Source organism: Limimaricola pyoseonensis (assembly GCF_900102015.1).
GTDB classification, from domain to species: domain Bacteria; phylum Pseudomonadota; class Alphaproteobacteria; order Rhodobacterales; family Rhodobacteraceae; genus Limimaricola; species Limimaricola pyoseonensis.
Map to the genome: position 1 here is coordinate 225,569 of NZ_FNAT01000005.1, position 18,933 is coordinate 244,501.

18 protein-coding genes and 1 tRNA gene are annotated in these 18,933 nt (G+C 69.5%); 14 read left to right on the plus strand and 5 right to left on the minus strand.

The genetic code is table 11. From position 1 onward, the window contains the following. Positions 1-117 precede the first annotated feature (117 nt). The 12 genes from paaG to BLT43_RS12930 all read left to right on the plus strand — a co-directional run bounded on the left by paaG (position 118) and on the right by BLT43_RS12930 (position 11,229). Positions 118-915 carry a 2-(1,2-epoxy-1,2-dihydrophenyl)acetyl-CoA isomerase PaaG gene (gene paaG, locus BLT43_RS12875; protein WP_090113455.1) on the plus strand — a complete coding sequence of 266 codons (798 nt, stop codon included), beginning with the start codon at positions 118-120 and terminating at the stop codon, positions 913-915. After that, the gene (paaI, locus tag BLT43_RS12880; RefSeq protein ID WP_090113456.1) at positions 912-1,358 is read left to right on the plus strand and encodes a hydroxyphenylacetyl-CoA thioesterase PaaI; all 447 of its coding nucleotides are present in this window, start codon (positions 912-914) and stop codon (positions 1,356-1,358) included. Before paaG ends, paaI begins: the two co-directional genes overlap by 4 nt. Before the next feature lie 49 nt (positions 1,359-1,407). Then, a complete protein-coding gene (gene paaK / locus BLT43_RS12885) occupies positions 1,408-2,718 on the plus strand; it encodes a phenylacetate--CoA ligase PaaK (protein ID WP_090113458.1) in 1,311 nt (436 codons plus the stop codon). 55 nt (positions 2,719-2,773) lie between these two features. After that, positions 2,774-3,625, plus strand: a complete 852-nt coding sequence (locus BLT43_RS12890) for a PaaX family transcriptional regulator (protein ID WP_090113460.1) — start codon at positions 2,774-2,776, stop codon at positions 3,623-3,625. Positions 3,626-3,776: 151 nt separating this feature from the next. Then, positions 3,777-4,985 (plus strand): 3-oxoadipyl-CoA thiolase, encoded by a 1,209-nt coding sequence (pcaF, locus tag BLT43_RS12895; RefSeq protein ID WP_090113461.1) that lies wholly within the window; start codon positions 3,777-3,779, stop codon positions 4,983-4,985. Between the two features lie 12 nt (positions 4,986-4,997). Then, on the plus strand, positions 4,998-5,972 hold the full coding sequence (gene paaA / locus BLT43_RS12900) for a 1,2-phenylacetyl-CoA epoxidase subunit PaaA (protein WP_090113463.1): 975 nt from the start codon (positions 4,998-5,000) through the stop codon (positions 5,970-5,972). Between the two features lie 5 nt (positions 5,973-5,977). Further along, positions 5,978-6,262, plus strand: coding sequence for a 1,2-phenylacetyl-CoA epoxidase subunit PaaB (paaB, locus tag BLT43_RS12905; RefSeq protein WP_090113464.1), 285 nt, complete (start codon positions 5,978-5,980; stop codon positions 6,260-6,262). Beyond that, a complete protein-coding gene (gene paaC, locus BLT43_RS12910; RefSeq protein ID WP_090113466.1) occupies positions 6,262-7,011 on the plus strand; it encodes a 1,2-phenylacetyl-CoA epoxidase subunit PaaC in 750 nt (249 codons plus the stop codon). The genes paaB and paaC overlap by 1 nt, the downstream gene beginning before the upstream one ends. A gap of 5 nt (positions 7,012-7,016) precedes the next feature. Continuing rightward, the gene (paaD, locus tag BLT43_RS12915; protein ID WP_165612609.1) at positions 7,017-7,502 is read left to right on the plus strand and encodes a 1,2-phenylacetyl-CoA epoxidase subunit PaaD; all 486 of its coding nucleotides are present in this window, start codon (positions 7,017-7,019) and stop codon (positions 7,500-7,502) included. Further along, positions 7,502-8,572 (plus strand): 2Fe-2S iron-sulfur cluster-binding protein, encoded by a 1,071-nt coding sequence (locus BLT43_RS12920; protein WP_090113469.1) that lies wholly within the window; start codon positions 7,502-7,504, stop codon positions 8,570-8,572. Before paaD ends, BLT43_RS12920 begins: the two co-directional genes overlap by 1 nt. A 3-nt stretch (positions 8,573-8,575) precedes the next feature. Continuing rightward, complete coding sequence (paaZ, locus tag BLT43_RS12925; protein ID WP_090113471.1) at positions 8,576-10,621, plus strand: phenylacetic acid degradation bifunctional protein PaaZ; 2,046 nt, start codon at positions 8,576-8,578, stop codon at positions 10,619-10,621. Continuing rightward, positions 10,621-11,229 (plus strand): acyltransferase, encoded by a 609-nt coding sequence (locus tag BLT43_RS12930; protein WP_090113472.1) that lies wholly within the window; start codon positions 10,621-10,623, stop codon positions 11,227-11,229. The genes paaZ and BLT43_RS12930 overlap by 1 nt, the downstream gene beginning before the upstream one ends. Here BLT43_RS12930 and BLT43_RS12935 read toward each other — a convergent pair. Next, positions 11,226-11,690 (minus strand): Lrp/AsnC family transcriptional regulator, encoded by a 465-nt coding sequence (locus tag BLT43_RS12935; protein WP_090113474.1) that lies wholly within the window; start codon positions 11,688-11,690, stop codon positions 11,226-11,228. The genes BLT43_RS12930 and BLT43_RS12935 overlap by 4 nt on opposite strands. A gap of 130 nt (positions 11,691-11,820) precedes the next feature. On the opposite strand from BLT43_RS12935, the gene BLT43_RS12940 reads away from it, so the two are divergent. After that, positions 11,821-15,249, plus strand: coding sequence for an indolepyruvate ferredoxin oxidoreductase family protein (locus BLT43_RS12940; protein WP_090113476.1), 3,429 nt, complete (start codon positions 11,821-11,823; stop codon positions 15,247-15,249). A gap of 79 nt (positions 15,250-15,328) precedes the next feature. Here the strand turns inward: BLT43_RS12940 and BLT43_RS19155 are convergent, their stop codons facing one another. The 3 genes from BLT43_RS19155 to BLT43_RS12950 all read right to left on the minus strand — a co-directional run bounded on the left by BLT43_RS19155 (position 15,329) and on the right by BLT43_RS12950 (position 18,070). After that, on the minus strand, positions 15,329-15,490 hold the full coding sequence (locus BLT43_RS19155) for an RSP_7527 family protein (protein WP_165612610.1): 162 nt from the start codon (positions 15,488-15,490) through the stop codon (positions 15,329-15,331). A gap of 148 nt (positions 15,491-15,638) precedes the next feature. After that, complete coding sequence (gene xylA / locus BLT43_RS12945) at positions 15,639-16,940, minus strand: xylose isomerase (RefSeq protein ID WP_090113477.1); 1,302 nt, start codon at positions 16,938-16,940, stop codon at positions 15,639-15,641. Between the two features lie 116 nt (positions 16,941-17,056). Continuing rightward, positions 17,057-18,070: a LacI family DNA-binding transcriptional regulator gene (locus tag BLT43_RS12950; protein WP_090113479.1), complete on the minus strand. Its 1,014-nt coding sequence runs from the start codon at positions 18,068-18,070 to the stop codon at positions 17,057-17,059. 301 nt (positions 18,071-18,371) lie between these two features. Here BLT43_RS12950 and BLT43_RS12955 point away from each other — a divergent pair. Continuing rightward, positions 18,372-18,461, plus strand: a tRNA-Ser gene (locus BLT43_RS12955). A 92-nt stretch (positions 18,462-18,553) separates the two neighbouring features. Here BLT43_RS12955 and BLT43_RS12960 read toward each other — a convergent pair. Then, positions 18,554-18,933, minus strand: a 380-nt coding sequence (locus BLT43_RS12960) for a tyrosine-type recombinase/integrase (RefSeq protein ID WP_165612611.1), incomplete at its 5' end; no start/stop codon positions are given.

An 18,933-nucleotide genomic window follows, 5' to 3' on the forward strand; every position in this document is an offset into this window, starting at 1 on the left:
AACACATTTTTCCCGAAAGCGCCCCGTTTCCGTGCCCCTTTGAGGGGAGGGCACGGGCCGAGGACCGGTCGGAAGACGGGTCGGCGGACCGGGCGCGGGAGACCTGAGGGAGGGACCATGACCGAGCCAGTTCTGCTCGAGCAGCAATCGGATGGCGTGCTGCGCCTGACGCTCAACCGGCCCGACCGGCTGAACGCCTTCACGCCCGAACTGCACGCCGCGCTGCGCGCCGCGATCGCCCGGGCGGCCGAGGACGACGCGGTGCGCGCGGTGCTGCTCACCGGGGCGGGCCGCGGCTTCTGCGCCGGGCAGGATCTCGGGCAGCGGCATCCCGACGCCGAGGGCGGCGCGCCGGATCTGGGCGAGACCATCGGCACGCTGTGGAACCCGCTGGTGCGCGCGATCCGCGCCCTGCCCAAGCCGGTGATCTGCGCGGTCAACGGCGTCGCGGCCGGCGCCGGCGCCAACCTCGCCATCGCCTGCGACATCGTGCTGGCGGGCGAGAGCGCGCGCTTCATCCAGTCCTTCGCCAAGCTCGGCCTCGTGCCGGATTCGGGCGGCACATGGACCCTGACCCGGGCGCTGGGCGAGGCGCGCGCCAAGGCGCTGGCGCTGACCGGCCAGCCGCTCGGCGCGGCGCAGGCGGCCGAATGGGGCCTGATCTGGCGCGCCGTGCCGGATGCGGCGCTGATCGAGGAGGCCGAGGCGCTGGCGGGCAGCCTCGCCAAGGGGCCGACCTACGGCTTCGGCCTGACCAAGCAGGCGATCCAGGCCGCGGGCGGGCAGGATCTCGACGCCAGCCTCGATCTCGAGCGCGATCTGCAGCGCAAGGCGGGCTTCTCGCCCGACTATGCCGAGGGCGTGCGCGCCTTCACCGAAAAGCGGGAGCCGGCCTTCACCGGGCGCGCGCAATGAGCGGGGCGGTGCAGATGAAGCTCGATCCGCAGGCCCAGGCCGAGAAGCGCACGCAGGAAATGTGGGACGAGGACACCGCCAGCAAGGCCATGGGGATGGAGCTTCTGGAGGTCGGCCCCGGCTACGCCAAGATGCGGATGCGGGTGCGCGAGGACATGGTGAACGGCCACGGCACGCTGCATGGCGGGCTCACCTTCGCCTTCGCCGACAGCGTCTTCGCCTTCGCGGCCAACAGCTACGACTACCAGGCCGTCGGCAGCCATTGCGACATCACCTACCACGCGCCGGGGCGGCTGGGCGACATGCTGATCGGCACCGGCACCGAGGTGACGCGGGCCGGGCGCTCGGGGCTCTACGACGTGGCGGTGCACCGCGAGGACGGCACGCTGATCGCCAGTTTCCGCGGCAATTCGCGGATCGTGCGGGTGCCCAAGGACGGCTGACCCGCGACCGGATGAGAGAGGCGCGGCGACGCGCCAGAGGGAGGACGACATGCTCACCAGACCCACCGGGGCGCGCGCGCCCCTCGACCCGATCGAGACCGCCTCGCGCGACGAGATCTCGGCGCTGCAGCTCAAGCGGATGAAGCAGACGCTGGCCCGCGCCTATGAGGGCTCGCCCTTCTACCGCGCCAAGTTCGACGAAGCCGGCGTCCACCCGGACGACCTGAAGTCGCTGTCGGACCTGAAGAAGTTTCCTTTCACCGTGAAGCAGGACCTGCGCGACAATTATCCCTTCGGCATGTTCGCCGTGCCGCAGAGCCAGATCGCGCGGCTGCACGCCTCGTCGGGCACCACCGGCAAGCCGACCGTGGTGGCCTACACCAAGAACGACATCGACACATGGGCCGACGTGATGGCGCGCTCGATCCGCGCCGCGGGCGGCGCGCCGGGCGACATCTGCCACGTGGCCTATGGCTACGGCCTCTTCACCGGGGGCCTGGGCGCACATTACGGGGCCGAGCGGCTGGGCTGCACCGTGGTGCCGGTCTCGGGCGGCATGACCGAGCGGCAGATCACCCTGATCGAGGATTTCAAGCCCTCGATCATCATGGTCACGCCCTCCTACATGCTGTCGATCCTCGACGCCTACCGCGCCGCCGGGCTCGACCCGCGGCAAAGCTCGCTCAGGACCGGCATCTTCGGGGCCGAGCCCTGGACCAACGCCATGCGCGAGGAGATCGAGCAGGCCTTCGACATGGACGCGGTCGACATCTTCGGCCTGTCTGAGGTGATGGGCCCGGGCGTGGCGCAGGAATGCGTCGAGACCAAGGACGGGCTGCACATCTGGGAGGATCACTTCTACCCGGAGATCATAGACCCCGAGACCGGCGAGCCGGTCGAGGACGGGCAGGAAGGCGAGTTGGTCTTCACCTCGCTCACCAAGGAGGCCTTCCCGATCATCCGCTACCGCACCCGCGACCTGACGCGGCTTCTGCCCGGCACCGCGCGTTCGATGCGGCGGATGGAGAAGGTGACGGGGCGCAGCGACGACATGATCATCCTGCGCGGCGTCAACGTCTTCCCGACCCAGATCGAGGAGCAGATCCTGAAATGCGCGGGCCTCGCCCCGCATTACCAGATCCACCTGTCCCGCAAGGGCCGGATGGACGAGATGTGCATCCATTGCGAGTGCAAGACCGATGGCGACGAGGCTGCGGCCCAGGCCGCCGCGCGCGAGCTGATGGGCCATGTGAAAAGCGTGGTCGGCGTGTCCTGCAAGGTCGAGATCAAACCCTCGGGCTCGATCCAGCGGTCCGAGGGCAAGGCCAAGCGCGTCGTCGACGCCCGGCCCAAGGGCTGATTGCCCCCTTGACGCGAGGGCGCTAGACCGCCCTCGCGCAAGCCCCGGAGCCGCCATGTCCCCCGACGCCCTGCACGCCACACTCGCCGCCTTCCCGGTCAGCGCCGGGGCCTTCATCGTGACGCTCTACGGCGACGTGGTGGCGCCGCGCGGTGGCGAGATCTGGATGGGCAACATCATCAGCGCCTGCGCCGCCGTGGGGCTGAGCGAAAGCCGCGTGCGCACCGCCGTGTCGCGGCTGGTGGCGGCCGAGCGGATCGAGGGGGTGAAGGACGGGCGCAAGAGCTACTACCGGCTTACCCCCGCCGCCGAGAAGGAATTCCAGCGCGCCGCCCGGCTGATCTATCGCCGTCCGCGCGCCGAGCCGCTGCAGGGCTGGCATCTCGTGGCGCTGCCGCAGGGGCCGGGGCGCGAGGCGCTGGTGGCGCGTCTGACCCGGCTGCGCTTCGGCATGGCCGAGCCCTATCTCGCGATCCTGCCCGACCGGGGCGACCCCCTGCCCCCTCTGGGCGCGCCGCATTTCCGCGCCACCACCGAGGACGACCTCACGGAGATGGCCCGCGCCGCATGGCCGCTCGAGGCGCTGTCGGAGCGGATGGAGCGCTTCGTGGCGGGCTTCGCGCCACTCGAAGGCATCCTCTGCAGCCCCGAAGAGGCGCTCGGGCTGCGGCTGCTTCTGGTGCATGTCTACCGCGACATCGCGCTGTCGGACCCGGCCCTGCCGCTGGGCCTTCTGCCCGAGGGCTGGAAGGGGCCCGAGGTGCGGGCGCTCTTCGCGCGGCTCTACCTTCAGCTCACGCCGGAGGCCGACCGCGCCGTGGCGCGCGACTTCGTCGACCGCGACGGCCCGCTGACCGCCGATCCGACCCGGATCGCCCGGCGCATCGCCGATCTCTCCTACCACTGATCCCTGCCCCCGGCAGCCGTGACGCGAAGCGCCGCCCGCGGTCTCGCGCGGCGCCGCGCCGATACATCACGCTTGCGCCCATACCTGACTTGATTTGTGACACGTCACGTGTCACATTATCCCCGAGACACGACGAAACATGTGAGGCGACATGACCGAGGCCCTGATCTGCGACGCGATCCGCACGCCCATCGGCCGCTATGGCGGCGCTTTGGCCAATGTGCGGGCCGACGATCTCGCGGCGATGCCGATTCGCGCGCTGTTCGAGCGCAATGGCGGCGTCGACTGGGCCTCGGTCGACGACGTCATCTACGGCTGCGCCAACCAGGCCGGCGAGGACAACCGCAACGTCGCACGCATGGCGGCGCTGCTGGCGGGCCTTCCGGTCGAGGTGCCCGGCACCACGATCAACCGGCTCTGCGGCTCGGGCATGGACGCGGTCGGCATGGCGGCGCGCGGCCTGCGCTGCGGCGACTACGACCTCGTGCTCGCCGGCGGCGTCGAGAGCATGTCGCGCGCGCCTTTCGTGATGGGCAAGGCCGAGACCCCCTTCTCGCGCAAGGCGGAGATCTACGACACCACCATCGGCTGGCGCTTCCCGAACCCGAAGCTGAAGGCGGAATACGGCACCCATTCGATGCCCGAGACCGCCGACAACGTGGCCGAGCAATGGGGCATCTCGCGCGAAGACCAGGATGCCTTCGCCGCCGAAAGCCAGTCCCGCTGGGCCGCGGCGCAGGAGAAGGGCCTCTTCGCCGAGGAGCTGATGAGCGTCTCGATCCCGCAGCGCAAGGGCGACCCGGTCGTGGTCGACCGCGACGAGCATCCCCGCCCCGGCACCGATGCCGCCAAGCTTTCCAAGCTCAAGGGCGTGAACGGCCCGGACCTGACCGTCACCGCCGGCAACGCCTCCGGCGTCAATGATGGCGCGGCGGCGCTGCTTCTGGCCACGCCCGAGAGCGCCAAGCGCAACGGTCTGAAGCCGATCGCGCGCGTCGTCGCCACCGTCGCCGCCGGCGTGCCGCCCCGCGTCATGGGCATCGGCCCGGTGCCGGCGGTGCGCAAGGTTCTGGACAAGGCGGGGCTCACGCTCGACCAGATGGACGTGATCGAGCTGAACGAGGCCTTCGCCGCGCAGGCGCTCGCCGTGCTGCGGGACCTCGACCTCGACCCTGCCGCGCCCCATATCAACCCCAATGGCGGCGCGATCGCGATCGGCCATCCGCTCGGCATGTCGGGCGCGCGCCTCGTGACCGCCGCCGCCTATGAGCTGCGCCGCCGTGGCGGACGCTACGCGCTTTGCACCATGTGCGTCGGCGTCGGCCAGGGCATCGCCACCATCATCGAAGCCGCAGACTGAGGAGATCGATCCATGTATGCGCAACTCGTCGAGACCGGACAGTCGGAAGGCACCGAGCAGGAGCTCGAATTCCAGGCCAAGATCGACCGCGGCGTGCGGATCGAGGCCAATGACTGGATGCCCGAGGGCTACCGCAAGACGCTGATCCGCCAGATCGGCCAGCACGCCCATTCCGAGATCGTGGGCCAGCTGCCCGAGGGCAACTGGATCACCCGCGCGCCCTCGCTGCAAAGGAAGGCCATCCTTCTGGCCAAGGTGCAGGACGAGGCGGGCCACGGGCTCTACCTCTACTGCGCCGCCGAGACGCTGGGCATCTCGCGCGACGAGATGACCGCGCAGCTTCTGTCGGGCAAGGCCAAGTATTCCTCGATCTTCAACTACCCGACCCTGACCTGGGCCGACATGGGCGCGGTCGGCTGGCTGGTCGACGGCGCGGCGATCATGAACCAGGTGCCGCTGCAGCGCTGCTCCTACGGCCCCTACTCGCGCGCGATGATCCGCATCTGCAAGGAAGAGAGCTTCCACCAGCGGCAGGGCTTCGACATCATGCGCCAGCTCTGCCAAGGCACCGACGACCAGAAGGCGATGGCGCAGGACGCTCTGAACCGCTGGTGGTGGCCCTCGCTGATGATGTTCGGCCCCTCCGACAAGGACTCGGTGCATTCCGAGCAGTCGATGAAGTGGGGCATCAAGCAGAACACCAATGACGAGCTGCGGCAGAAATTCGTCGACCAGACCGTGCCGCAGGCCGAGTGGCTGGGCCTGACCGTGCCCGACCCGGAGCTGAAGTGGAACGAGGAGAAGGGCGGCTACGATTTCGGCGAACCGGACTGGTCCGAGTTCTTCGAGGTGATCAAGGGCAACGGCCCGTGCAACCGCGACCGGCTCGAGGCCCGCAACAAGGCCTGGGACGACGGCGAATGGTTCCGCGACGGGCTCACCGCCCATGCCGAGAAACAGCAACAGCACAACATCGCGGCGGAGTGACTTCGATGAGCAAGGAATGGCCCCTTTGGGAAATCTTCATCCGCGGCCAGCATGGGCTGTCGCACCGGCACGTGGGCTCGCTGCACGCGCCCGACGCCGAGATGGCGCTGAAGAACGCGCGTGACGTCTACACCCGGCGCAACGAGGGCGTGAGCATCTGGGTGGTCGAGTCGAACAAGATCACCGCCTTCGACCCCGACGCGGCCGAGCACAACTTCGCCGCGCCGAAGTCGAAGGTCTACCGCCACCCGACCTTCTTCGACATCCCCGAAGACGTGGGGGCGATGTGATGGATCCGCTCGTCACCTTCTGTCTCAGGATGGGCGACACGACGCTGATCCTCGGCCAGCAGACGGCGGCGTGGTGCGGCCACGCGCCGGTGCTGGAGGAGGACATCGCCTTCGCCAACATGGGGCTCGACCTGATCGGCCAGACCCAGCTCTGGTACGAGCTGGCCTCCGAGGCCGAGGGAAAGGGCCGCACGCCCGACGACCTCGCCTTTTTCCGCACCGAGCGGCAGTTCCTCAACGCGCAGCTGGTGGAGCGGCCCAACGTGGACTTCGCCCACGCGCTGATGCGGCAATACCTGTTCGACGCCTGGCACCTGCCGATGCAGGAGGCGCTGTGCGAAAGCGGCCATGACGGCATCCGCGAGCTGGCGCAGAAATCGGTCAAGGAAGTGCGCTACCACATCGACCGCTCGCGCGACCTGATCGTGCGGCTGGGCGACGGCTCGGACGAGAGCCGGGCCAAGATGCAGGCCGCGCTCGACGCGCTCTGGCCCTACGCCGCCGACCTGATGGCGACCGACGAGGTCGAGGCGACGCTCTCCGAGCAGGGCGTGCTGCCCGATCTCGACCGGGTGCGGCGCGCCTTCGAGGCCGAGACCACCGCGACGCTCGACCGCGCGACGCTGGCTGTCCCCGAGAACGGCCACGCCCGCACCGGCGGCCGCACCGGGATCCACACCGAGACGATGGGCTACATCCTGGCCGAGATGCAGTCGATCCCGCGCACCTACCCCGACGCCCGCTGGTGAGCGCCATGCGGCCCGACACCGACACCGTGCGCGACTGGTTGGGCGAGGTGCCCGACCCCGAGATCCCGGCGATCTCGGTGGTCGATCTCGGCATCGTCCGCGACGTGGCCTGGGAGGACGACACGCTGGTGGTGGACGTCACGCCCACCTATGCCGGCTGCCCCGCGACGCTGGTGATCGCGCTCGACATCGAGACGGCGCTGCGCGAGCACGGGGTCGAGAAGGTCGAGGTGCGCCGCAAGATGTCGCCGCCCTGGTCGACCGACTGGATCACGAAGGAGGGGCGGCAGAAGCTGCTCGACTACGGCATCGCGCCGCCGCAGCTGAACGCGGCCAACTGCGCCGGGATGCTCTCGGCCCAGTCCGCCGCCTGCCCGATCTGCGGCTCGGAGAACACCGAGATGCTGGCGGGCCGCGGCTCCACCCCCTGCAAGGCGCAGTTCCGCTGCCGCGACTGCCGCGAGCCCTTCGACTATTTCAAGGCGATCTGATGCAAGAGTTCTTTCCGCTGACCGTCACCGGCATCGACCACGACACCCGCGACGCCGTGGTGGTCTCGCTCGCGCCCGCCAAGGGCGATTGCGAGAAGTTCCGCTTCCGCCCGGGCCAGTACCTGACCTTCCGCCGCGACTTCGACGGCGAGGAGCTGCGCCGCTCCTACTCGATCTGCGCCACGCCCGAGGAGGGGCTGCGCGTCGGCATCAAGAAGGTCGATGGCGGCGCCTTCTCGAGCTTTGCCAAGCACGAGCTGAAGGTCGGCGACACGCTCGACGCGCTGCCGCCGCAGGGCCGCTTCCACGCCCCCGAGGAGGCCGGCGAGAAGCACTATCTGGGCTTCGCCGCCGGATCGGGCATCACGCCGGTCCTGTCGATCGCCAAGAGCATCCTGCAGGGATCGAAGCAGGCGCGCTTCACGCTGGTCTACGGCAACCGGCAGCTGTCGTCGGTGATGTTCAAGTCCGAGCTGGGCGACCTCAAGGACCGCTATCTCGACCGGCTGAACATCGTGCATGTCTTCTCGGGCGAGGCGCAGGAGATCGAGCTGTTCTCGGGCCGGATCGACGCCGAGAAGTGCCACGCGCTGTTCGGCCCCTGGGTCAGCCCCGAGGCCGAGATGGCCTTCATCTGCGGCCCCGAGGCGATGATGAAGGACGTGGCCTCCGCGCTCGAGGCGGCAGGCATGCCGAAGGACCGCATCAAGTTCGAGCTGTTCGGCGCCGCCCAGCCGGGCCGCGCCAAAATGCGGGCCGCCGCAGAGGCCGCGCGCGAGAGCGGCGAGATGGTGCGAGCCACCGTCATCCTCGACGGCGTGTCGCGCTCGTTCCGCATGCCGCGCGCCGGCCAGTCGGTGCTCGATGCCGCGCGCGAGCACGACATCGACGCGCCCTACTCCTGCAAGGCCGGGGTCTGCTCGACCTGCATCGGCCGGGTGAAGTCGGGCGAGGTGGAAATGATGCAGAACTACGCTCTCGAGGATCACGAGGTGGCGGACGGGCTGGTGCTGACCTGCCAGTGCCTGCCGCTCTCGGACGAGATCGTCATCGAATACGAAGGACACTGAGACATGCTGGACGCCATCCCCACCGAGCCGCGCCGCCTTGAAAGCTACGTCGCGGGCCGCTGGCAGGCCGGCACCGGCGAGGGCCAGGTCGTCGCCGACGCCGCGACCGGCGACCCGGTCGCCCGTGTCGATGCCACCGGCCTCGACATGGGCGAGATGCTGCGCCACGGCCGCGAGGTGGGCGGCCCCGCCCTGCGCGAGATGACGACGCATCAGCGCGCCATGATGATGAAGCGCATCGGCCTCGCGCTGATGGAGCGCAAGGAAGAGCTCTACGCGATCTCCACCGCCACCGGCGCCACCCGCTCCGACGGCTGGATCGACATCGAGGGCGGCATCGGCACGATGCTCTCCTACGCCTCGAAGGGCCGGCGCGAGCTGCCCAACGCCCATGTGATCCCCGACGGCACGCCGGAGATCCTGTCGCGCGACGGCAGCTTCATCGGCCAGCACGTGCTGATGCCGCTCGAGGGCGTAGCGATCCACATCAACGCCTTCAATTTCCCGGTCTGGGGCATGCTGGAAAAGCTCGCCCCCACCTGGCTCGCGGGGATGCCCGCCATCGTGAAGCCCGCCAGCCAGACCGCCTATCTGACCGAGGCCTGCGTGCGGCTGATCCTCGAGACCGGCGAGCTGCCCGAGGGCGCGCTGCAGCTGATCTGCGGCCGCACCGGCGACCTGCTGGACCGCGTGACCTGCCAGGACGTGGTGACCTTCACCGGCTCGGCCGCGACCGCGCGCAAGCTGCGCAACACGCCCGCGATCATCGAGAACGCGGTGCGCTTCACAGCCGAGGCGGACAGCCTGAACGCCTGCATCCTCGGTCAAGATGCCACGCCCGATAGCCCGGAATTCGAGCTTTTCGTCAAGGAAGTGCATCGCGAGATGACAGCCAAGGCGGGCCAGAAATGTACCGCCATCCGCCGCGCCATCCTGCCGCGCGCGCTGGTCGAGCCGGCCGTCGAGGCGCTGCGCGCCCGGATCGAGAAGACCGTGATCGGCCATCCCGGCGACGCGGCCACCCGCATGGGCGCGCTGGCCTCGACCGACCAGGTCGAGGAAGTGCGGAAGGCGGTCGAGGCAATCGGCGCCGAGGCGCGCGTCGCCATCGCACCGGGGCCTGTGCCGGAGAAAGGCGCCTTCGTGTCGCCCTGCGTGCTGGTCTGCGACGAGCCGCTCACCGCCAAGGCGCCGCACGAGATCGAGGCCTTCGGCCCGGTCTGCACCTTGATGCCTTACGACACGCTCGAGGACGCCATCGCCATCGCCAACCGCGGCGCGGGCTCGCTCGTGGCCTCGGTCTTCACCGACGACACCGAGGTCGCCAAGACCTTGGGCCGCGGCATCGCCAAGCTGCATGGCCGGGTGCTGTTCGGCAACCGCCTCTCGGCCAAGACTTCGACCGGCCACGGCTCGCCCCTGCCGCAGATGGTGCATGGCGGCCCCGGCCGCGCGGGCGGCGGCGAGGAGCTGGGCGGCATGCGCGCGGTCAAGCACTTCATGCAGCGCACCGCGCTGCAGGGCACGCCCGACCAGCTGACGGCGGTGATCGGCCAGTGGATGCCGGGCGCGAGCCGTCGCGAAACGGACGTCCACCCCTTCCGCAAGTCGCTGGCCGAGCTGGAGATCGGCGACACCGTCGTCACCGAGGCCCGCAAGGTCACGCTTGAGGACATCGAGCATTTCGCCAACTTCACCGGCGACACCTTCTACGCCCACATGGACGAGGAGGCCGCCAAGCGGAACCCGTTCTTCGAGGGCCGCGTCGCGCATGGCTACCTGATCGTCTCCTTCGCCGCCGGGCTCTTCGTGCAGCCCGACGAGGGGCCGGTGCTGGCCAATTACGGCGTCGACAATCTGCGCTTCATGACCCCGGTGAACGCAGGCGACTCCTTGCGCGTCCAGCTCACCGCCAAGCAGATCAACCCGCGCGAGACCGACGATTACGGCGAGGTCCGCTGGGACTGCACCGTGCTGCGCGACGATGCCGAGGTGGTGGCGCAGTACGACGTGCTGACGCTGGTCGCCAAGCAGCCGCGCGATCTCTGATGGCCAAGGTCTACGCCTATGATGGCGTCGTGCCGGTGGTGGACGAGACGGCCTTCGTCCACCCCGAAGCGGTACTGATCGGCGACACCCATGTCGGCCCCGGCGCCTATGTCGGCCCCGGCGCGATCCTGCGCGGCGATTTCGGTCGCGTGGTCGTCGGCGCCAACGCCAACCTGCAGGAAACCTGCGTCATGCACGCCTTCCCCAACAAGGACGTGGTGATCGAGGAACGCGGCCATGTCGGCCACGGCGCGGTGCTGCATGGCTGCCGGGTGGGCGAGAACGCCATGGTCGGCATGAACGCGGTGATCATGGACGACGTGGTGATCGGGGCCGAGAGCATCGTCGCCGCACTGGCCTTCGTGAAGGCCGGCATGCAGATCCCGCCGCGTTCCATGGTCGTGGGCATGCCCGCCAAGGTCATCCGCGAACTGACCGAGGACGAGGTCGCCTGGAAGAGCCAGGGCACCGCGATCTACACCCGCCTCGCGGCGGAAGCGGGCGAGAAGCTCGTGGCCTGCGACCCCCTGCCCCGCGCCGAGGAGGGGCGGAAGCGGATCGAGGCCCCGGCCTACGACCCGAAATACCTCGCCACGCCGAAGCCCTAGAGCGGCAGCTTGCTGCGCGTCTTGACGGCGCGCAGCACCATGTTGGTCTGGGCGCTGGCCACCGCCGGCTGGCGGAACAGGAACTGCTCGAGAAACGCGTTGTAGGCCGCGAGGTCGCGGCACAGCACCCGCAGGTGGTAGTCCGCCTGCCCGGTCGTGGCGTAGCATTCCTGCACCTCGGGCCGCGCCTGCACCGCGCGGATGAAATCCTCGACGGGCCGCATCTCGTGGCGCACGAGGCTGACATGCACGATCGCCTGGAAGCCCAGCCCGCAGGCCTCGGGGTTGAGCCGCACGCCCGGCCGCTCGATCGCGCCCGCCTCCTCCAGCGCCCGCATCCGCCGCCAGCAGGACGAGGCCGACATGCCGACGCGCTCGGCCAGATCGGCATTAGAGAGGCGGCCGTCCTCCTGCAACGCGGTCAGGATGCGGATGTCGGCGGGATCGAGGGTCGTGACCATAGCATTCCGGAAACGGGCAGCAGCCTGAAACGGCATTCCGCAAACTACCGCCAATCGCGCGAAACTGAAAGCAATATCCAGCCGGCGGGGTCCATGCTGGCCCCAGCCAGAGTCGAGGGAGGGCTCCGCCATGACAGACCAGTCGCACAGTTTCCGTAGCTACAAGCTTTCGGACCGCTACGAGCGGACCGAGGGCCGGGTCTTCCTGACCGGCACGCAGGCTCTGGTGCGGGTGATGCTCGACCAGGCGCGGCGCGACCGCAAGGCGGGGCTGAACACCGCCGGCTTCGTCTCGGGCTATCGCGGCTCGCCCTTGGGCGCGCTCGACATGGAGATGTGGCGCGGCGAGAAGCAGCTCAAGGACCACCGCATCGAGTTCCTGCCGGCGGTGAACGAGGATCTCGGCGCCACCGCCGTGCTCGGCGCCCAGCAGGTCGCGCTCGACCCGCGCCGCGAGGTCGAGGGCGTGTTCTCGATGTGGTACGGCAAGGGCCCCGGCGTCGACCGCTCGGGCGATGCGCTCAAGCACGGCAACGCCTATGGCTCCTCGGCCAAGGGCGGCGTGCTGGTGGTGGCGGGCGACGACCATGGCTGCGTGTCGTCCTCGATGTCGCACCAGTCCGACGTCGCCTTCATGGCGTGGTTCATGCCGGTGCTGAACCCGGCCTCGGTCGCCGAATACCTCCCCTTCGGTGAATGGGGCTTCGCGCTGTCGCGCTTCTCGGGCACATGGGTCGGCTTCAAGGCAATCTCCGAGACGGTCGAGAGCGGCCAGTCGGTCGATCTGCGCCCCGACCGCCACTTCGTGCAGCCCGACTACACCGCGCCGCAGGGCGGGCTGCATGTGCGCCTGCGCGACCTGCCCTCGCCCGAGATCGAGGCGCGGATGCAGCACAAGCTCGCCGCCGTGCAGGCCTTCGCCGAGGCCAACCCGATCGATCACGCGATCTACGGCATCGAGGATGCGCGCTTCGGCATCGTCACCACCGGCAAGGGCCATCTCGACCTGATGGAGGCGCTGCGGCTTCTGGGCCTCGACGAGGAGGCCTGCCGCCGGCTCGGCATCGACATCTACAAGGTCGGCATGGTCTGGCCGCTGGCGCGCAAGGCGGCGCTCGACTTCGTGCAGGAAAAGCAGGAGGTCTTCGTCGTCGAGGAGAAGCGCGGCATCATCGAGAGCCAGCTCAAGGAGTATTTCTACGACTGGCCCGGCCACAAGCCCGAGCGCATGGTCGGCAAGTTCGACGGGCCGGGCGACGCGCTGCTGCCCTGGACCGGCGAGCTGTCGCCCAAGGTGCTGCTGCCCGCGCTGGCCCAGCGCCTCGACAAGCTCTTCCCCGAGGAGGGCTTCCCGGCCAAGGCGCGCGCGCTGACCGAAACGCCGCCGCCGGTGCTGACCATTCCCGGCGCGACCCGCACCCCCTATTTCTGCTCGGGCTGCCCGCACAACACCTCGACCAAGCTGCCCGAGGGCAGCCAGGCCAATTCCGGCATCGGCTGCCACGTCATGGCGTCGTGGATGGAGCGCGAGACGCTGGGCTACGCGCAGATGGGCGGCGAAGGCGTGCCATGGGCCGTGACCTCGAAGTTCAACGGCAACCGCCACATCTTCCAGAACCTCGGCGAAGGCACCTGGTATCACTCGGGCAGCCTCGCCATCCGGCAGGCCGTCGCGGCGAAGACCAACATCACCTACAAGATCCTCTACAACGACGCCGTCGCCATGACCGGCGGCCAGCCGGTCGACGGGCCGGTCAGCGTGCAGGCCATCGCCCAATCCTGCCGCGCCGAGGGGGTCGAACGCATCGCGCTGGTCTCGGACGACCCGCTGAAGTTCGAACACGCCGACTTCCCGAAGGGCACCACCATCGACCACCGCCGCGAGCTCGACCGCATCCAGCGCGAGCTGCGCGAGATCCCCGGCGTCACGGTGCTGATCTACGAACAGACCTGCGCCACCGAGAAGCGGCGCCGCCGCAAGCGCGGCACGATGGAGGACCCCAAGCGCTTCGCCTATATCAACGAGCTGGTCTGCGAGGGCTGCGGCGACTGCTCGGTCGCCTCGAACTGCCTCTCGGTCGAGCCGAAGGAGACCGAGTTCGGCCGCAAGCGCAAGATCAACCTGTCGAGCTGCAACAAGGACTTCTCCTGCCTCGAGGGCTTCTGCCCGAGCTTCGTCACCGTCGAGGGCGCGACCCGCAAGAAGCGCGAGGGCGCCGGTCTCGACGCGCAGGCATTGGCGCGCGAGCTGCCGCTGCCAGAACTGCCGAGCCTGTCGAAGCCCTACGAGCTTCTGGTCTCGGGCGTCGGCGGCACCGGCGTCGTCACGGTGGGCGCGCTGATCACCATGGCCGCGCATCTTGAGGGCAAGGGGTCGAGCGTGCTCGACTTCACCGGCTTCGCGCAGAAGTTCGGCACCGTGCTGAGCTATATCCGCCTCGCCCGCACCCCCGACGAGATCCACCAGGTGCGGATCGAGGCGGGCACGGCCGACGCGGTGATCGCCTGCGACATCGTCGCCTCCTCCTCGCCCAAGGCCAGCGTCTGCTACCGGAAGGGCACCCGCGTCGTGCTGAACCGCGCCGAGATGCCGACGGGCGATCTGGTGCTGCACCGCGACGCCGACCTGAAGGTCGACGCGCGCGAGGCGGCGATCGCGCAGGCGGTCGGGGCCGAGAAGCTCGACGCCTTCGACGCCAACGCCGTGGCAGAGACGCTTCTGGGCGACAGCGTCTTCTCCAACGTGATGATGCTGGGCCATGCCTGGCAGAGCGGCCTCGTGCCGGTCAGCCTCGCCGCGCTGGAGCAGGCGGTCGAGCTGAACGGCGTCGCGATCGAGAAGAACCGCACGGCGCTGGCCTATGGCCGGCTGATGGCGGCGCGGCCCGAGGTGCTGGAGCCGGCGCTGGGCCGGGCGCCCGCGCCCGAGGACACGCTGGAGCGGCTGATCGAACGTCGCGCGGCCTTCCTCGCCGACTACCAGGACGAGGCCTGGGCCCAGCGCTACCGCGACCGGCTCTCGGCCTTCTGCCAGAGCCTCGATCTGCCCGAGGCGGAGGCCGAGGAGCTGACCCGCCTCGCCGCCAAGTCGCTGTTCAAGCTGATGTCCTACAAGGACGAGTACGAGGTGGCACGACTGCACACCGAGACCGGCTTCGACGACAGGCTCAAGGCCGAGTTCGAGGGCGACTTCACCGTCAAGCACCACCTTGCCCCGCCGCTGCTGCCGCTCGGCAAGGACAACCGCGGCCGGCCGCGCAAGCGCGCCTTCGGGCCGTGGATCAGGCCGGGCTTCAAGGCGCTGGCGCGGATGAAGCGGCTGCGCGGCACCGCGCTCGACCCGTTCGGCTACACCGCCGAGCGGCGGATGGAGCGCGAGCTGATCGGCTGGTTCGAGGGGCTGATGGCAGACTGCGCCAAGGCCGGTCCGGACCGGCTGGAGGCATCGCGCGAGATCCTCGCCGCGCCGATGGAGATCCGCGGCTTCGGGCCGGTGAAGGAGAAGGCCGCGCGCGAGACGCGCGAGCGGGTCGAGACGGCGCGCGCCGCGCTGGCCTGACCCCGGAAACGGCAAGGGGGCCGCTCTCGCGGCCCCCGCTTGCATTCGATCCGGCGCTCGGCGCCGGTCGCGCCTGCGATCAGGCGTGGGCCGGCTTGCCGGCGGCGAACAGGCCGCGGATGCGGACGCCGAGGCCGCGGAAGGCGGCGGCGATCATGTCGGAACGCAGCTGGCGCGCCTCGGCCATGATGGTGTCAAGCTCGGCTTGGGTCGGTTGGGTGTAGCGGACGGTCTGGGTCATTGTCGGCTCTTGTCGGGTCATCGCGGGCCTCATCGCCCGTGCCCTGCAAATGGCCCCATGGGCCCGGAAAAGCCAGTCAATGCCGCCATGCAGCATCCGCATGACACCGGTGGCGCGGGCGGGGCGGCCCCTGCCCGCGCGGCCCGTCTCAGAGGTAGCGGTTCACGAGGTTCTCGAGCCGCTCCTGCCGCCCGGAGCGCGGCGCGGGCGCGATGCCCTCGGCCTCGACCCGGGCCGCGATGGCCTCGAGGTCGCCGTCGAGCATCGCCTTGGCCTGCGGCGTGTCCCAGCCCGCGTAGCGCGCCTCGCGCGCCGCCTCGAGCCGGCCGTCCTCCCACATCCGCGCCGCCGCCTTGAAACCCGCCGCGCAGACATCCATCGCGCCGGCATGGGCGAGGATCAGGTCCTCGGGGTCGAGCGACTGGCGCCGCAGCTTGGCGTCGAAATTGGTGCCGCCGGTGGTGAAGCCGCCGGCCTTCAGGATCTCGTAATAGGCCAGCGCCACCTCGGGCACGCTGCTGGGGAACTGGTCGGTGTCCCAGCCCGACTGGTAGTCGTTGCGGTTCATGTCGATCGAACCGAAGATCCCCAGCTCGCGCGCCAGCGCGATCTCGTGCTCGAAGCTGTGCCCGGCGAGGATCGCGTGGCCCTGCTCGATGTTGACCTTCACCTCGCGCTCCAGCCCGAAATCCTTGAGGAAGCCGTAGACCGTGGCGACGTCGTAGTCGTACTGGTGCTTGGTCGGCTCCTGCGGCTTGGGCTCGATCAGGATGGTGCCCTCGAAGCCGATCTTGCGGGCATACTCCACCGCCTGGCACAGGAAGCGGCCGGCCTGCTGCCGCTCGCGCCCCATGTCGGTGTTGAGCAGCGTCTCGTAGCCCTCGCGCCCGCCCCAGAGCACGTAGTTCTCGCCGCCCAGCTGGTGGGTGGCGTCGATGCAGCTCTTCACCGTCGCCGCGGCGAAGGCATAGACGTCCGGGTCGGGGTTGGTCGCCGCGCCCGCCATGTAGCGGCGGTGCGAGAAGAGGTTGGCCGTACCCCAGAGCAGCCTGGTGCCGGTCTCCTCCATCTTCTTCTGGAAGTGGTCGGTGATCTCGCGCAGCGCGCGGGTGTTCTCGGCGAAGCTCTCGCCCTCGGGCCGCACATCGGCGTCGTGGAAGCAGAAATAGGGCTGGCCGAGGATGCGGAACATCTCGAAGGCGGTGTCGGCCTTCAGCTTCGCTTGCGCCATGCCGTTACCGAACCAGGGCCGCTCGAAGGTCGCCCCGCCGAACGGATCGCCGCCCTCCCAGGCAAAGCTGTGCCAGTAGGCCACGGCAAAGCGCAGCTGGTCCTCCAGCCGCTTTCCCAGGACCGTCTCGTCCGGGTCGTAGTGGCGGTACGCGAACTCCGAATCGCTGTCCGGCCCCGCGAAGCGGATCTCGGGAATATCCTTGAAAAAGTCGCTCATCTGTCGGCCCTCCCCTGCCGCGCGCGGCGGCGCTGCGCGGGTGCGTCCACCGGACGAATCCGCATTTCTGACTAACGTACATCAGAAATGCTCTTGCGAGAAGCGCACGCCCCGGCTCAGGGCAGGTTGTCGCGCAGGAAGACCTCGATCCCGATCCGCGGCGCCGGCATCGCCTCGCCATCCGCCTGCGCCCGCAGCATGGCGATGGCGGCGCGGATCTCGGCGCCCGGATCCTGGTGCAGCACCGCGTCGATCCGCCCCGAGATCAGCGCCTCGCGGGTGTGGTCGGCAAGCTCGTGCGCGACGACGCAGGGCGGATCGGCCCGGCCTTCCAGCGCCCGGATCAGCCCCTGGTTGCCCGCCCCGAGGCTGTAGATCCCGGCAAGACGCGGGTGACGATCGAGCAGATCGCGGGCGAGGCGCTCCACCCGCCCGTCCTCGTCGCGGCCCTCGAGCGGCGGCAGCACTTCGAGGCACGGGAACTCGGCCTGCATCACCTGCTCGAAGCCGAGCCGCCGCTCCGCATGGTCGCGCAGCACCATAGCACCGGCCAGCAGCGCCACCGGCCCGCTGCGCCCCCGGCAGAACCGGCCGAGCAGCCCCGCCGCGCAGCGCCCGGCCGCCACGTTGTCGATGCCCACGAAGCCCGCCCGCGCCGTTCCCGGCAGGTCGGAGACCAGCGTCACCACGGCGAGGCCGCGCGTCGCGGCCCGGCGCACCGCCTCGCGCAGCGCCGCCCCCTCGGTCGCGACCAGCGCCACGCCGTCGACCCCCGGCTCGACCGCGTCGAGCCGCCGCGCCAGCGCGTCGGGGTCGAGCGGCGGCACCGTTTCGCAGGCGATCTCCATGCGCTGCGCGAGCGCGCCGGGGCACTCGGCCCGCAGCGCCGCCTCCAGCCCGCGCAGGAACGCGTTGTCGCCGCGCGGCAGCAGGAACAGGAACCGGTAGCGGCGGCGCTTCGACAGGTTGGCCGCCGCGAGGTCGCGCACGAAGCCGATGTCGCGCATCACCGTCTCCACCCGCTCGCGCGTCGCCGCCCGCACTCCGGCCCGGCCATTGAGCACCCGGTCGACCGTCGAGAGGCTGACCCCGGCCCGGCGGGCCACGTCGTGAATGGTCGGCCGTGCCATGGCATCATCCTTCTGCAGCCCTCGTCCTGACCCTAGCCCCGGCGCCATCCATGGGCAACGTAAGTCAGGCAGGCGACCGACGCGCCGATGCCGCGACCCAGCCCGCCGAAGGGGTCGAACCCGTCGCGGGACCACGTACCCGGTCCCGCCTTTCCGGCGTTCCGGCGCAAGACCAACCCCGGCGACGGCGCGCGGCCCGGGCGGCCGGCAGGGCTGGTGCGACCGGCCCATCGCACGCTCTTCGTGCTTCACGCCAAGAAAGCCCTTGTTTCCCCTCCCGCGCTTGCATAGACACACCGGCGGAGACGTGGCCGAGTGGTCGAAGGCACACCCCTGCTAAGGGTGCAGGCGGGAAACCGTCTCGAGGGTTCGAATCCCTTCGTCTCCGCCATACACACCATTTTCTATTCCTTTTCAGTGGCTTATGCTTCATTCTGGCGAACCTATTTGTAAGGTTCGCCATAGCGTCGTTCAATTTATGTTCTACCTTAGCCTTGTGATGGCATCAGTGGCCAGAGCGGGTCGGTTTACGTCCTGAGTATAGCGCATCACCTCTGCAAGGGTGCGGTGGCCGGTGACGGCCATGATTTCGTGCGGTGGCGCCCCGGCCTCTGCCAGGCGCCTGGCGATCGCGCGCCGTAGACCGTGCGAAGTGCATTTAGGCAGACCCGCTTCGTCGCACCATTTCCGCATCTTGTTGCCCAGACCGTTTGGAGACCGACTTTTTCCGCCTGCGGTTTCCAGGAAGGTGAAGGCCTGATCGGGGCAAGCGTCGATAACCGCTTGGAGTTCAGGATGGATGGGTATGTCGATCAGAACGCCCCCGCTGTCTTCCGTCTTCAGCCGCCGATAGCGCAGTCGGT